We start from the raw sequence: 15805 nt of genomic DNA, 5'->3' as shown, positions 1-15805 counted from the left end.
CGTTCAGCATTTTATTTATTGTTACTATATGCCCGCCATTGTCAACGAAAAGCGTCAGCTCGCGTACGATTTCATCCTGCACACGAATCGAAACGTGTTTCTGACGGGAAAAGCCGGAACCGGGAAAACGACGTTCTTACACGAGATTAAACAATTGTCGTCCAAACGACTGGCCGTTGTTGCCCCCACCGGTGTAGCCGCCATCAACGCCGGGGGTGTCACCATCCATTCGCTGTTTCAACTGCCCTTTGGCCCCCTGGTGCCGGGGGCTGCGGGGCAGGAATCGAAGAAAATCAACCGCGAGAAAATCAAGCTTTTCCGGACGCTCGATCTGCTGATTGTCGACGAAATCAGCATGGTTCGGGCCGATGTGCTCGACGGAATCGATGAAGTTTTACGACGCTACCGCCACCGTTCGGAACCATTCGGCGGGGTTCAATTGCTGCTCATTGGCGACATGCAGCAGTTGCCACCGGTTATTCGGGATGAAGACTGGGCTTTTCTGAAACCGCATTACGAAACCGGTTATTTTTTCGGAAGCCGCGCCCTGCGAAAAACGCCGTACATCGCCATCGAATTGCAGCATATTTACCGGCAGTCCGACCAGCGGTTTATCGATATCCTGAACGGCATCCGGGAAAAACGGGTAACGCGAGCGCAGCTGGATGACTTAAATCAACGCTATATTCCTGATTTTAAACCGGATGACAGCGAAGGATACATTACCCTTTCCACCCACAATACCGTCGCCCAGCAGATCAACAACCAGAAATTAGGGGCGTTAACGAATCCGGTTCATACGTTTGAAGCGACCATCGAAGGCGAATTTCCGGCCCACGCCTACCCGACCGAAGCCCGTCTGGAATTGAAAGTGGGGGCGCAGGTGATGTTTGTCAAAAACGATATTTCGCGCGATAAACTGTTTTACAACGGAAAAATCGGGCGTATTACCGACATCGATGACGATTTTATTTACGTCAAATGCCCCAAAGAAACGGAAACGCTCGTTGTGGATCGACTCGAATGGACGAATATCCGGTATTCGCTCGATGCCACCACGAATGAGATCAAGGAAGAACCCATTGGCAAATTTATCCAGTATCCCCTCAAGCTGGCGTGGGCCATCACCATCCATAAAAGTCAGGGACTGACGTTCGAAAAAGCCATTATCGATGCGTCGTCGGCGTTTGCACACGGACAGGTGTATGTGGCGCTCAGTCGGTGTAAAACCCTCGACGGATTAGTATTACGCACCCCCATTCCCTCCCACAGTATCAAAACGGAGATGCTCCTGGAGGAATTTCACGAACAGGTCCAGTTGCAAACGCCCGATGAGCAGGAGTTGTGGAATTCGAAGCAGACTACTCAGGAGAATCTGCTGCTGGATCTTTTTTCGTTCGACCGATCGGATTATTTACTGAACAAAGCCCTCCGGCTGGCCAGAGAAAATGCGTCGAGTTTAGACGAAGGCATTGACCAGCTGCTTACACAATTAAAATCCCTCTTCAGCGAAAAAGCCGCGGGTCTGGCCATCCGGTTCCGCCGGCAGCTTCCGGCCTATTTTGCCGAAAGTCTTTTACCGGAGGAAAATCAGCCGTTGCAGGAACGGATCCGGAAAGCCGGTACCTATTTTAAAGATCTGATCCATCACGAACTGCTTCCTGTGCTGTACGTTTGCCCAACGGAATCGGACAACAAACTCGTTCAGGAATCCCTGCGCGAATCGCTGGACGAACTTGAAAAAGAATTGTTCATCAAAATGCACTGCTTCGACAGTTGCCGAACCGGTTTTGATGCCCTGGCCTACCTGAAATCCCGCAATGAGTCGGACCTGATTTTTCAGCCCAATCGAAAATCGAAGGAGCGCCGGAAAACCGGTGACGCAACGGAAAGCAGCGGCAGTAAAGCCGGAACGAGCCTGTATAAGGCCCTGACGAAATGGCGGGACGACCTGGCGGGCGAAAACGACAGCGCCGGTTATATGGTTTTGCCCCGAAAAACGATCCTTGAATTAAGCCGCATCCGCCCCACGACAACCGAAGAATTGTTAACCGTCAAGGGATTCGGAAAAACAAAAGTAAAAATGATCGGGGAAGAAGTTTTGGCCATTATTCGGGCGTTTTCTGACGAGGAGCCCAGAACAAGCCCACCGATGCCGGTTCCGGCCAGCAAGGAAAAACCGCCTAAAACACCTTCTCCCGCCCTGAGCCTGACGCTTTTCCGGGAAGGCAAAAGCGTCCAGGCCATCGCACAGGAACGAACTATTGCCGTTTCGACGGTTGAAGGGCATCTGGCGCAGTTTGTCAGCACCGGCGATTTATCGATTCATGACCTCATACCCGTTGAAAAAGCAGAAGCCATTCGGGCTTACCTGGAAACTCACCTGCCCAAAACCCTGACGGAGGCCAAATCCGGACTAGACGATACCGTTACGTATGGCGAAATCAGGATGGTGTATAACTGGATTTTGGCCGGAAAGGAAAAGCCGTAATACCGCCGGTCCTCACTCGCCCGGATGATACGTCTTGCCAACATGCTGCTGAATTTCTTCGGGGTAAAACCAGATGTCCTTGAATTTTCCGGCGCTGTACAGGGCCGCCTGATCGTTGAAATGCGGAGAGGCCGGGTTGCTGCTGTGCCCCCCGTTGACGACGGTTCGGGCTTTCACGCGATCACCAAACTCCACGACGGCCACAAAACTATTGCCCACACTGCCATACCGTTTTTTCGTACCCGGATAGGTTCGTGCCCCAAAAGACGCCAGCGAACCCCAGGTCGCGGAGGTGAAACCGACCGGCAGACTCGGTTTTTGATCGTCGAAGGTTTCGGTAATTTTGCCGGTCAGCCGCTGAAAACGATTGATTTCTCCCCAGGGTGTTTTCCAGGTACCAAAATCCCGCGTGAGCTCATCCATTGCGTCGGAGAGCATTTTCACTTTATCCTGGGGTGTGGTGTTTTTGATCACATAATCGGTAAACGTCAGAAAATCAAACCGTTGGTCTCCTTTAAGTTGAGAACGGGCCAGCCGTTGAATCCGCTCACCCCAATAAACCGCCAGCGTGGTAGGCACCGAGTTCGTGCCATAGGTGTTATCCCAGTTGCTCAATAGCTCGATGGCTTCGGCCAGCGGTTTCGGCTGGTCGTCCGATTTTGCTGCGACGGTTTTATACGCCTGCACCAATGCGGGAATCAGGTCGTCAAACCCGGCCAGGTGCGGATCGTTAGCGGCTGCAATTAGGGTATCCAGCGTAAATACTTTCTTTTGGCTCAAAACCCGGACTGCATTGACGCCCCGGTAATTTTCGGCATCCGGTGCCATGTACGTCGGATACTGACTAATGGCCGGGCTGCTGGGTCCGGAAACCGAAAACGGCGTTGAATTGCAATTCTGAATCCAGCCGCTGGCCGGATTTTTAACCTGAACGATCTCATCGATTTCGTGGAATCCCTTCCAATCCGTTTCCGGATTGCTGCCATCAACGGGCTGGCTCCAGTCAAATTTTGGATTGCGTTTTGGGATGAAGTTTCCGTGCCAGTAGGCAATCGTGCCGTTTCGATCGGCGTATACGGTATTATTGGTTGCATTGCCGTTCAATTTCATCACGTTCCGGTAACTCGCGTAGTCCTTCGCTTTGGTCCGCAGATACGACTGCGCCAGGGCGTTCAGCGGATCATCCATCATCCGGATGGTGATCCATTTATCGCCCAGCTGGCCCGCCACCGGCCCGTGGTGAGTGCGGTAAATCGTAAATTCCCTGTACTGTATCCCGTTGCCGGACTTATAGGGCAGCGCTATTTTCTCGGTTTTAACCGGACGCCATTCATTCCCGTATTTGTACTGGTAGACCCCGTCTTTTTTCTCGACGGTTTCGAGGTATTCGTCCATCGAATCCGCATCGCCGGAGGTATGCATCCAGCCACAATTTTGATTAAAGCCCTGATAGACAAAGAATTGACCCCAGGTTACGGCCCCGTACGCATTCAATCCTTTCTTACTCACCAAATGGACTTCCGACCGGAAATAAAACGAAGTATGCGGATTGATCAGCAGCATGGCCTTCTTCGATGCGGTTTTTGAGGGAGCAATCGCAAAACCGTTCGAGCCGACGGGTTCGCGTTCGTTTTTATCAAAAGCCGGCACCTCAGCCGACCATTTCGTATTGGTATAAAATGCCTTGATTCGCTCGGTTGAAACCACGCTGATGTTTCCGCCAATACTGCCTTCGCTGAACATGAGGGGCATCCAGGGTTGAAACCGGGTTAGCAAACGGGGTTTGACATTGGGGTGCGTATAGAGATAATAATTAGTACCATCCGCAAAAGCATCCAGTAGTTTTTTCATCCAGGCTGGCGATTTTTTATACAAAGCAATAGCGTGCGTGGTGTCCATAAAAAGCCGGGCGCGGAGATCGTGGTACAACGCCTTTTCGCCGTCGACTTCGGCCATCCGCCCGATGGCGTCGAGGTAATTTTCTTCCACCCGCGCAAAATCGTCTTCACACTGGGTATACAAAAGCCCGAAAACAACGTCAGCGTCGGTTTTTCCGTAAATATGAGGGATGTCCCAGGTATCGCGGGTGATGGTGATTTTTTTCGCCCGCTTCTGCCACCGCGCGATTTCTTTGGGAAGGAAAGCCTGGGATTGGGCCGAAATTGAACCGAAAAGAAAAATCAGCAGGAAAAATGATCGCATGGTTGGGGTCGTATTCGTTCCATCGTAAGATAGACCAAAAGACGAAACCGGGCAAGTTTTCAGAATCAGTTTGTGACTTTACATTCCAAAAAGACAACAAAAAAGCCCGACATTTCTGCCCGGCTTTTAAAATCTATGGGTAGGTAACCCGCTTACAACTGGGCTACTAATTTCTGTTCCAGAACGGATTTGGCAACGGCACCGATCACCTTATCAACCATTTTACCGTTTTTGAAGACCATCAAGGTCGGGATGCTGCGAATACCGAATTGAGCGGGGATCTGGGCGTTCATATCCACATCCATTTTAGCGACGATGGCTTTGCCTTCGTATTCGCCCGCCAGTTGTTCCACAACGGGTCCGATCATTTTACAGGGGCCACACCATTCAGCCCAAAAATCCACTAGTACCGGTATATCAGAATTGATTACTTCTGCGAAGTTGGCGTCGGTTATTTCAATCGCTTTTGCCATGATTGTATCTCGATTATTTGTCTATTTTAACTCTTATGTACGTACAATGTTTTGAATTGGAAAAAAGTTCAACATTAATTCAGCCGGTAGCCGACTCCATCGATCGCGTCCAGTTCTTTTAACAATTCATTCACCGGCGCAATTTTAAAGGGCCTCGACAGCATGCTGACATCGACCCGGTCTTCATCGTCCGTTACCCGCAGCACCAGATTGCAGGAACCCGGATAGGTTTTTACCAAATCCGCAATTTTGGCCACAAACTCGTTGTTTATCAGCTTCAAATCCAGCTGAACACACAATTCCTTGCTGTATTTCTGCCGCACCTCGGTCAAGAGCTGGATAAAATTCGGCCGAAATTCGAAGGTGTCTGAGTTCCAGCGGTTTTGCAGCTTTCCTTTGATGTGCAAAAACAAGCCTTCTTCGATGTAATTGCCCATCCGCACAAAATCCTCGCCGAACAAGCTCATTTCCACCGTTCCGTTGTAATCTTCCAGTTTAAAAATCACGAACGGATTTCCGTTTTTGGATTGCCGCAGTTGTTTGCTCGTCACAATACCGCCCACGGTAATTTCCCGGCCCTGATTGGCTTCGTCAAATAATTTATCGAGGGTACACGTACAGAAACTCTCCAGTTCGATCCGAAATTCATCGAGCGGGTGGCCGGAAATGTAAAATCCAACGACATCTTTTTCAAATTTCAGTCGTTCGATCTCGCTCCAGGGCTCCACAACGGGCGGTTTGGGCCGGGCAATATTGGGTTCACCACCAATACCGCCAAACAACGACTGCTGGGCCGCCGACTTTTCAGCGTGGTAGTTGTTGGCATACCGGGTCAATTTTTCAATATACGTCGTCGTTTCGCCTTCGGCCGGGGTGAAATACTGCGCCCGGTGAAATTCCTCCTGATTATCAAAAGCCCCGGCGTAGGCCAGACTTTCCAGGGTCTTTTTATTGACGGTTCGCAGGTTGATCCGAATCACAAAATCGTACACATCCTTGAACGGCCCGCCGTTTTTACGTTCCTCAATGATGGATTCCACGGCCGCATCGCCGGTCCCTTTAATGGCTCCCAGTCCAAACCGGATTTCCCCTTTCTGGTTGACCCCGAAAAACCGCTCCGATTCATTGATGTCCGGACCCAGAACCGGAATACCGATGGCTTTGCACTCTTCCATAAAGAAGGTGATTTTATCGATGTTGCCCAGCGAACTGGTCAAAACGGCCGCCATGTATTCCGATTTGTAATGCGTTTTTAGATAGGCCGTCTGGTAGGCCACAAACGCATAACAGGTTGAGTGTGACTTGTTAAAGGCGTACGAAGCAAACGCTTCCCAGTCGGTCCAGACTTTTTCGCAGATCTTGATTGGCAATTTATTGGCCGTGCAGCCGTCCATGAATTTGCCCTTCATTTTGTCGAGCGTCGCGCGGTCTTTTTTCCCCATCGCTTTCCGCAACACGTCGGCATCCCCTTTGGTAAAATTGCCCAGTTTCTGCGAAAGCAGCATCAATTGTTCCTGATAGACCGTAATTCCGTAGGTATCCGCCAGAAATTCCTCCATTTCGGGCAAGTCGTATTTCACTTCTTCCCGCCCGTGTTTCCGGTTGATAAAGTTCGGTATGTAGGCAATCGGGCCAGGTCGATACAGGGCGTTCATCGCAATCAGATCCTCAAACCGGTCCGGCCGAAGATCTTTCATGTATTTTTTCATACCGTCGGATTCGAACTGGAAAATGGCGTTCGTTTCACCGCGCTGGAAGGTCTTGTAGGTTTCCTCGTCGTCGAGCGGAATGTCATCGATGTCGGTTTCAACCCCGTTTACGAATAATCCGCCGTGGTTTTGTTTGATGAGCCGCAGGCTTTCCTTGATGATCGTGAGGTTTCGTAACCCCAGAAAGTCCATCTTGATAACGCCCGCATCCTCGATCACTTTTCCTTCGTACTGCGTGATAATCAGGTCGGTTTCCTTGGAAGTCGATACCGGAACGATGTTCGACAAATCCTCCGGCGCAATGATAATCCCGGCCGCGTGAATACCCGTATTCCGGATGTTCCCTTCTAGTTTCCGCGCCTGCTTCAAGACTTTGGCCGACAAATCGTTGCCCGCTTCGATGGCCCGCATTTTCTTCACATTCTCGACCTCCTCCGGCTGAATCATCATGCCCAGCGTATCGATCGAGTCCTCAAAAATCTTTTTGAGGGTCATGTTGTACGTCGGCTTGTCAGGCACGAGCTTGGCCAGGGCGTTTGATTCGGACAGCGGCAATTCCATCACGCGGGCAACGTCCTTGATGGCCGATTTAGCCGCCATCGTACCGTACGTAACAATCTGGGCCACCTGCTGCTTGCCGTATTTTTTCACCACGTAATCGATCACCTTCTGGCGACCTTCGTCGTCAAAGTCGGTATCAATATCGGGCATGGACTTCCGGTCGGGATTCAAAAACCGCTCGAAAAGCAGGTTGTACTTGATGGGGTCGATGTTCGTTATCCCGATGCAATAGGCCACCGCCGAACCAGCCGCCGAACCCCGCCCCGGGCCCACCATCACACCCAGATCGCGCCCGGCCTGGATAAAATCCGACACGATCAGAAAGTAGCCCGCGAATCCCATTTGCCGGATCACGCCCAGCTCAAACCGCAGACGCTCATCGACTTCGGGCGTCAGAACCCGGTAGCGCTGGTTGGCCCCGTTAAAGGTCAGGTATTCGAGGTAATCGTCCTGCGTTGCAAAACCGTCGGGAATCACGAAGTTCGGCAGCAGAATATCCCGCTTCAGTTTCAGCGTTTCAACCTTGTCGACAATCTCGTTGGTGTTGTCGATCGCTTCCGGCAAATCCCGGAAAAGCGTCGACATTTCCTGCGTATTCTTGAAATAAAACTGGTCGCTGAAAAACGCAAACCGCGTGCCTTTCTTGGCTCCTTCCTCATCGTTAAATTCTTTTTCGGAAGGCGTACTCAACTTTTCGTTCGTGTTGACACACAGCAGGATATCGTGCGCCACCCAGTCTTCGCGGTCGACGTAATGCGAGTCGTTGGAAGCAATGATTTTGACGTTGTATTTGCGGGCGAACTTCACCAGCACCTCGTTGACTTTGATCTGATCGGGAATCTCGTGGCGTTGCAGTTCCACGTAATAATCTTCGCCAAACCGGTCGAGCCACCACTGAAATTCTTTCTCGCCCGCTTCTTCGCCCTTCTTCAGAATGGTTTTCGGAACCGACGCGCCGATGCAGCAGGTCGACGCAATCAGCCCTTCTTTATACTGGTCGATCAGGGCTTTGGTGATGCGCGGGTACTTCCCGTACAAGCCTTCCATGTAGCCCAGCGAGCAGAGTTTGATCAGATTTTTGTAGCCTTGCGGGTTCTTCGCCAGCAGCAACTGGTGGTAGCGAATATCTTTCTGTTCTTTGGTAAACTGTTTTTTGGTATGGTCTTCAACGACGTAAAATTCACAACCCACAATCGGCTTGACGCCCTGTTTGGCGGCTTCGGCTACGAACTCGAACACGCCGAACATGTTGCCGTGGTCGGTGATGGCAACGGCGGGCATGTTGTCGGATTTGGCCTTCTTAATCAGCTTTTTGATCTCAGCCTGCCCGTCGAGCAGCGAGTACTGGGTGTGGCAATGGAGGTGTGAGAATTGCATCGGTACCGGTTTTCAAAAGAAATTATCTGGCTAAAATAACGCTTTCGATCGAGCTTAATCCGGTTTGCCAACAGAATATTTGCCGAAATCTGATTGTCAGCGGTTAAAAAAATACGTTTTAAACTCATTTGATTTCGCCAACTCGTTTTCCAGGTATTTACCAAATATCCTCTCGCCTACCTGCGCTTTCAAGGCTGAGATCACAACGTCGATTTGCCTCAATCCTTTGGTAGTCAGGATGGTAGTTCCGTAAAAACAAGTAAATTTTCTGGCAGTTCAGACAATTGGATTTACTTCCTCTGCTTCTCAGCTTTTACCCATTCCTGCTGAAATGTAATCATAATCGACTCATAATCAGACACCGGATAATTCACCAGCATGTGTCTGGCATCGCGGCTCATGGGCAAATACACCAGTCCCCGAACGGATTCGCCGGGTTGAATCGTCGTGGGTTTTAAGGCCAGTTCCTTCCAGCGATACGCTTCGTAATCGTAGCGTTGCATCCGGTCGGCAAACATGCCGTGGTCGATGATGCGCTTCGCCTGAATAGCCGAATAGAGGTTGTTGTGCGTAATCCGGTTTTGAGCCCAACGCTCGGGGCGCTGGTTGTTGCGGGATGACGAGCTCGCGACGTCGCTGGCAACGGCAGCCACCAACAAAACCGTATTGATGATTTTCGCCGTTTTCAGCCGTTTTACTTCCCGTTCCTGGTTATAAACCGTTCGGTCGGCTTCGTGAACAGGATCGGCAGCCGAGAACATGAGGGGTTTCTGGGGTGAACTCGTCGTCCGAAATACCGTATGCTGCTCCTCATCCAAAGCCGTGTATTCAAAATCCGCCGGGTTGACGTCGAATGGACGGTCGGTCCTGTTTTTGATTTCAACATCCAGCGCAACATATTGCAAATCAAGCCGTTCGTAGGAAGCGACGACCACAATACCGTCTTTCTCCGCTTTCGTGGTCGGTCGGCCATCAATCAAAGCCACATCGCCGGAAACCGGTTTTAGCTGGTACACTTTTGGGGCACAGCCACTTAAGGCCAAAATCGACCCGATACAAACCCACAAAGTCAGTATATTTTTTCTCGTTTTCATACCATCATTTGTTTGATTAATCGAAGATACACTTCTCCAAAACCAAAATCAACCGGATTTGTGATGAACGATCCGGAGCGGGTTTAATCCGTCTAATTCAGCAAATTCCGGACTGCCAGCCAGACGTTCCACCCGCCAAAAAGCAGGGAAACGCCAACCACCAGAAGCATAGCCACATTTTGAAGCCAGGAGTTCCGATACTCGTCAGGAATCAGCTTTTTGCTGTTGACCGCCTGAAACAGAAATATCGTTACGACGGGCAGCAAAATACCGTTAATGGCTTGAACAACAATGATGACGGGTACAGGTCGCGCATTCAAAAGTCCGAAAATCAACCCAATTCCCATTACGCCCAGCCAAACCAGCCGATATTGCCAGGAGGTACTCCCCCAGCCCATCAGGCTCTGGGCCGTTACGGCAGCCGCTAATGGGGCAGTCAGCGCGGACGTAAAACCGGCGGCAAATAACCCAAAGGCAAACAGAACCTGGCTCCAGATGCCAAGGCGGTTTGCCAGGGTATCGGCCACATTGCGGAATGAAAACTCGCCCGTTACCAGCGTTCCACTCACTAAAATTGCCATCGAAATCAACCCACCGATCAGGATGGCCACGCCAATTCCCCAGCGCATCTCGGCCAGCGACTGTTCTCGTCCAATGCCCGACGCCAGAAACAAATTATAAGGCACAATGGTCGTTCCAATCAGCCCAATCACCAGCACAAAGGAATCGGTGGGCAAAACCGGCCGCACCAGCGCACCAACAAACGCTCCCGCCGATTGATCAGACCGGGTGGCAACATACGCAAAGGCAATTCCCATAACGAATACAATTGTGCCTAAAATTTGGGCAATCAATCCGGTTGAACCGCGCCAAAGCAGAAACACACATACGGCCCCAATGGCTGCGGTCAGAAAAGTGGGTGAAATGGCGGTTATCAACGAAAGGCCGGAAACGGCACCCAGAATATTTCCGGCCTGGTAAGCGGCACAACCCCCTATCACAGAACTTAATAATAAACCGGCGATCAACCGACTTCGTGTTCCATACGACTGCGCGACGACCTGCCCCAGGCTCAAACCGGAGGCAATTGTGATGCGGGCAGCGGCTTCCTGGAGAATAATGGTTCCGATGGTTGAAAAGGAAAGCGCCCAAAGCAACTGAAGGCCAAACCGCGAACCCGCCAGTAAACAGGTCGTGACGGTGCCCGGACCAATGAAAGCCGCTGAAATGACCGACCAGAACAGAATGCTCCCCAGACCAGAGCGAAAGGATAGCGATTTTGGCACAAGAAGAGGGATAAAATGTTGCGGTATGAATATACCAACTAATGCGTTATTTCAATTTCCACCCACCGAATAACTTCCATTTTTAAGCGGGTTTAACGAACCACCAGCTTGGCATACGCCCGAACGGGAAAGGTCCCAACGCCCTTGAATTTCGGCGGAACGGCATTGAATAGAAACCCGGTAGGCGGCAACTGATCCAGATTGCACAGATGCTCCACAATCAGAACTTCCTGTTTCAATAAGACCGAGTGCACGGGTCTTGATTTCGCCCGGGTATCATCGATGTTATGGCTATCGATTCCAACCAGCCGTGCTCCCCGATCCACCAGGTACTGGGCCGCTTCTTCGGTGACATACGGATGATTTTCAAAATACAAATCCGTCCGCCAATGCCGTGCCCAGTCGGTAAAAATCAGCACCGCCCGGCCCTCCACATCCTTATTCATGAAAAATTCGACGCCAATTTCGAGGGCGTTGCGCGCGTCGATGACTACGCCTTCCAGATCGACAAAGTTGTGAAGCCTGGTTTCTGACAAATCCTTCCCGTCTGCGTAGCGATGAAACGGACAGTCGATATAAGTCCCGGTGTTCGTCACCAGTTCGATTTTACCGATCTGAAACTGCGTTCCTTCCTCGTAAAACGTCTTCGAGTCTTCCCGACTTAAATAATCGCAGATGATCGGTGCCGGTAAGCCTTTATACGTAATCATGCCATTTTCAATGACATGGCTCAGATCGATTAAGTTTTCTGGTTTCATGATTTCGTACTTCCAAACCCACCACCACCCGGCGTTTCGATCCGGATTTTTTCGCCCGCTTTCATGGCTCGTGTAAAAATTCCCGGCAAGGCGGTTTCCGTTCCATCCGTTTCGACCAATGTTTGTTTTCCGGTTTGACCCGGTTCTCCCCCCTTTAAACCATACGGAGCCTCGCTCCGGTGCTGGCTGAGCAGCGTCGCCTGAACGGGTTCCAGAAATTCAATTTCCCGAACCAGGCCATCACCGCCCGGCCATTGCCCCGCCCCGCCCGATCGCTGGCGAATGGCAAACCGGTGTAAACGAACCGGATACCGGCGTTCCAGTTCCTCAGGATCAGTCAGTTTGGTATTGGTCATGTGCTGATGTACGGCCGAGCGACCTACAAAACCCGGCCCGGCACCGCCCCCCCCACCCAGGGTTTCGTAATACCCGAAAGCGTCCGAAAGCGGGGCCGATTTGCCAAACAGAAAGTTGTTCATCGTCCCCTGACTGCACGCGGCCAATCCCAGGGCTTTCAGCAACGTATCGACCAGCCGCTGGCTGACTTCCGTATTTCCGCCCACCACCGCGGGGCATTCCGCCGGATCGTCGGAAAACGTGGGATTGAGAAAGCAATCGGGTAAAAGCAGCGAAACCGGGGCCATCAGCCCTTCATTCAGGGGCATATCCTGACCGCACCACAGCCGGAGAACGTACAAAACCGCACTGTACAGAATCGACAAATTAGCGTTCAGATTGCGGGGATGCACCGCCGATGTTCCTTCAAAATCAAAGTAAATCCGCTCCTTTTCAACCGTAATAGTGACGCAAATCCGGTGACCATCGTCCAGCGATTCTTCTGCATGAAACGAGCGTCCGGCATACTGTGCCAGCACCGGTTTTAACGAATTGGCCGCCGAATCACCCAGTTGCTGCATGTACTGATGAACCGTGGCCAAACCGTGCTGCCGCACCATTTCCTGCAACGCGGTTTCGCCCGCCCGCAGCGATGCCAGAGCGGCCTCAATATCCGCCCGGTTTTCGGCCAGCGAGCGCGTTGGATAGTCGGCTTCTACAAACCGTTTTTGAATTTCTTCCCACAAATAGCGCCCGCCCTGAACGAGGTACTGGGGTTCCAGAACCACACCTTCCTCCACCAACCGCGTGGCATCGGGCGGCATCGATCCTGGCACTTTTCCACCAATTTCGGCGTGGTGAGCGCGGTTGATCACGTACCCAATCAACGCTTCGTTTTCGGTATATACGCCCGAAATCAGGGTTACATCGGGCAAATGAGAACCGCCGTATTTGGGGTGATTGGTGATGATGACATCTCCCGGATTCAAAGGCAACTTACTCAATACCAAACGGGTACAAATCCCTAAACTGCCCAGATGCACCGGAATATGGGGCGCATTGACCAGCAATTCAGCCTTTTCATTGAGCAACGCGCAGGAAAAATCCAGCCGTTCTTTCACGTTGACCGAAAAGGCCGTTCGCTGCAACTGTGCGCCCATTTCCTCCGCAATCGCCACGAAGCGCCGGGCGAACAATTCGGTTTGAGCCGCTTCCAGCAAAGGGGTATCGACGGTTTTTGCGGCTCCGGTAAACCGGGCAACGGCATTCCGGTTTGGGCCGATCGTGACCTCCCAACCGGTTTCGAGGAAGCCCGATGAGGTTGTATTTAACAGCAAAGCCGGGCCTTTGAAAAAAGAACCTTCCGGCAGTTTTTCCCATTCATAAACCGGAACTGAACCCGTAGAAAAGGACGGTTTTGCCGGAAGGGTGGTTTGACTTTTCGGATTGATCAGGGAAAGCGGTTTTTGCTCACGAACAATAACCCGAATGCTTTCCAGTTCGATTCGCCGGTTTGCCGGAAAATGACCGTAAAGTTGCTGATACCGTTGCCGGAAGAGGAAACCGATTTCCTGTTCATGGTCACGAATTGTTGTCCGGTTATACGGTATTTCAAGCGTACTTTCCTGGCCAGTCAGTCGCATGAACAGAAGGACGTTTTGCACATCCGCAACAACCGATTCGCCACCGTCCTGCCGCAGATCCTGCGTTGCTTTTTGGATTAATTCATCGACGTGATCGGCCAGCGTCAACACCGCGTCAGAGAAAGGTTTCAGGATTTGCCGGGTTGCCATTCGCTCGATCCGGGCCTGACCAATACCGTAGGCGCTCAACAAACCGCCATCGAATGGCAAAATAAGCGTTTGAATACCAAGCAATTGAGCAACAGCGCAACCATGTAACCCACCGGCTCCACCAAAAACCAGCAAGGCATACTCCTTCGGATCAAAACCGCGGGCGACGGAAATTTTCCGAATCGCCCCGGCCATCGTTTCGTTGGCAATCCGCTCGAAACCAATTAGCAGGCTTTGCTCGTCGACGGGCTGACCCGTCTGCTCTTCCAATTGTTGCCGAATTACCTGCAAAGCTTCCCGGGCTTTTTCGGGATAAACCGGAATGCCAAACAACGCCGGATGCAGTCGTCCCAGCAACAAATTAACGTCGGTAATCGTCAGCGGACCACCGGCTCCGTAGCAGGCCGGTCCGGGAAAAGCGCCCGCACTCTGGGGGCCAACGCGCAATTGGCCGAACGTCGAACCCGTTTCTTCAAACCAGCAAATCGAACCGCCACCTGCCGCGACGGTTTCAACCGCCAGGGAAGGCGATTGCAGTTCAAACGAGCTCACGTTTGTTTTAAACCGGTAATCGACCTGCCCGTCGAATCGGGCCACATCGGTGCTGGTACCGCCCATATCGAGTGTCAGCGTTCGCTGAATTGAAAAGTCGGCCAGGGTGCTGGCAACCTGCCCGGCACCAATCACGCCCCCCGCCGGTCCGCTCAACAAGCTGTCTTTGGGCTGGAACAGCTCCGCTTTTACCAGGCCGCCCCCGCTGGTCATCACCCGAACCGGATGGCCGCCCAGTTGGTGTGTCAGATTGGATAAATACGAACTCAAAACCGGCGTCAGGTAAGCATCGACAACGGTTGTCTGGGTCCGGGGCAGATACTGAATAGCAGATGAAATTTCACTGGAAAGCCTGACTGTCCAACCGACTTTTCGCAGTGCTTCGCCCAATTGTTGTTCGTGCAACGGATTTTGGTACGAATTCAGCAGCGAAACGGCGATAACATCCGGTTTTGTCAGCCCGATTTGGTGGAGAAGTAAGCTCACTTCCTGGTCCGTCAGCGAAGTGATGGGTTGCCCCCGGGCGTCCATCCGTTCATCCACTTCCCAGACCGTCTCGTAAATGACCTCAGCGGGCGGAATGTCCAATTGAAATAGATGGGGCCGTTGCTGGGTGCCAATCGTGAGCAAATCGTTGAATCCTTTGGTAACGATCAGGGCCACCCGTCCGCCTTTTCGTTCCAGCAAGGCATTGGTCCCTTTCGTAGTTCCCAGACGCATCTCCAACGGGGGAAATGACTTATCTAACGGCGTTAAGGTTAACAGACGAGTGGCTAAAACCGGAGCTTCTTCGCCCGTAAATAGCTCAACGGTTACTTTATCTTGACAGTGTATTTCTCTATCCAACAGCAACTTACCAGATAATTCCAGGCTCAAAACTGTGGCCACCTGAGCACTTTCAAGGACCCGAAGCTGGTAGCCATTAAAAATCGGATTTTTCAACCATTTCGCTTCGAGATAAAGCCCGTTATCAGACACAAGTATGCCCCGAAGACAGCTGCTGCTAAGTACTTTGGTACGGTGAATAACCCCATCCGGATCGGTTGCCATTCCATCCGTAAACGTCCCCCCCGTATCAATTTGGATTTGCCACATTCCGTACTCACGAACTTTAGTCCGTGACTTTCATAGAATTTTTATACCCAGGAATTAGACTAAACGCACAGACCTGAC

Annotated in this window: 8 protein-coding genes; 1 reads left to right on the top strand and 7 read right to left on the bottom strand. The window is 51.6% G+C overall.

From position 1 onward, the window contains the following. Window positions 1-28: 28 nt before the first annotated feature. On the top strand, window positions 29-2491 hold the full coding sequence (locus tag EHT87_RS05730; protein WP_124904720.1) for a helix-turn-helix domain-containing protein: 2463 nt from the start codon (window positions 29-31) through the stop codon (window positions 2489-2491). A gap of 12 nt (window positions 2492-2503) precedes the next feature. Here EHT87_RS05730 and EHT87_RS05725 read toward each other — a convergent pair whose 3' ends face one another. The 7 genes from EHT87_RS05725 to EHT87_RS05695 all read right to left on the bottom strand — a co-directional run bounded on the left by EHT87_RS05725 (window position 2504) and on the right by EHT87_RS05695 (window position 15727). Further along, window positions 2504-4693, bottom strand: coding sequence for a penicillin acylase family protein (locus EHT87_RS05725; RefSeq protein ID WP_124904718.1), 2190 nt, complete (start codon window positions 4691-4693; stop codon window positions 2504-2506). A gap of 152 nt (window positions 4694-4845) precedes the next feature. Beyond that, complete coding sequence (gene trxA, locus EHT87_RS05720; protein ID WP_114406522.1) at window positions 4846-5166, bottom strand: thioredoxin; 321 nt, start codon at window positions 5164-5166, stop codon at window positions 4846-4848. Between the two features lie 74 nt (window positions 5167-5240). After that, window positions 5241-8813 (bottom strand): DNA polymerase III subunit alpha, encoded by a 3573-nt coding sequence (gene dnaE, locus EHT87_RS05715; RefSeq protein WP_124904716.1) that lies wholly within the window; start codon window positions 8811-8813, stop codon window positions 5241-5243. Between the two features lie 290 nt (window positions 8814-9103). After that, the gene (locus EHT87_RS05710; protein ID WP_124904714.1) at window positions 9104-9907 is read right to left on the bottom strand and encodes a hypothetical protein; all 804 of its coding nucleotides are present in this window, start codon (window positions 9905-9907) and stop codon (window positions 9104-9106) included. Window positions 9908-9999: 92 nt separating this feature from the next. Further along, the gene (locus EHT87_RS05705; RefSeq protein WP_124904712.1) at window positions 10000-11193 is read right to left on the bottom strand and encodes an NRAMP family divalent metal transporter; all 1194 of its coding nucleotides are present in this window, start codon (window positions 11191-11193) and stop codon (window positions 10000-10002) included. Window positions 11194-11285: 92 nt separating this feature from the next. Continuing rightward, complete coding sequence (locus EHT87_RS05700; protein WP_124904710.1) at window positions 11286-11951, bottom strand: cyclase family protein; 666 nt, start codon at window positions 11949-11951, stop codon at window positions 11286-11288. Then, window positions 11948-15727, bottom strand: a complete 3780-nt coding sequence (locus EHT87_RS05695) for a hydantoinase B/oxoprolinase family protein (RefSeq protein WP_124904708.1) — start codon at window positions 15725-15727, stop codon at window positions 11948-11950. Before EHT87_RS05695 ends, EHT87_RS05700 begins: the two co-directional genes overlap by 4 nt. Window positions 15728-15805: the final 78 nt, after the last annotated feature.

Origin of the sequence: Larkinella knui, from assembly GCF_003858645.1 — a bacterium.
Classification (GTDB): Bacteria; Bacteroidota; Bacteroidia; order Cytophagales; family Spirosomataceae; genus Larkinella; species Larkinella knui.
Note: the sequence above shows the minus strand (reverse complement) of the source record. Positions and strands in the feature narration are given on the sequence as shown.

What these genes read in the sequence shown, in the direction of transcription:
- EHT87_RS05730 (WP_124904720.1), top strand. Translation starts at nt 29, where the DNA reads ATGCCCGCCATTGTCAACGAAAAGCGTCAGCTCGCGTACGATTTCATC.
- EHT87_RS05725 (WP_124904718.1), bottom strand. Translation starts at nt 4,693, where the DNA reads ATGCGATCATTTTTCCTGCTGATTTTTCTTTTCGGTTCAATTTCGGCC.
- trxA (WP_114406522.1), bottom strand. Translation starts at nt 5,166, where the DNA reads ATGGCAAAAGCGATTGAAATAACCGACGCCAACTTCGCAGAAGTAATC.
- dnaE (WP_124904716.1), bottom strand. Translation starts at nt 8,813, where the DNA reads ATGCAATTCTCACACCTCCATTGCCACACCCAGTACTCGCTGCTCGAC.
- EHT87_RS05710 (WP_124904714.1), bottom strand. Translation starts at nt 9,907, where the DNA reads ATGAAAACGAGAAAAAATATACTGACTTTGTGGGTTTGTATCGGGTCG.
- EHT87_RS05700 (WP_124904710.1), bottom strand. Translation starts at nt 11,951, where the DNA reads ATGAAACCAGAAAACTTAATCGATCTGAGCCATGTCATTGAAAATGGC.
- EHT87_RS05695 (WP_124904708.1), bottom strand. Translation starts at nt 15,727, where the DNA reads ATGTGGCAAATCCAAATTGATACGGGGGGGACGTTTACGGATGGAATG.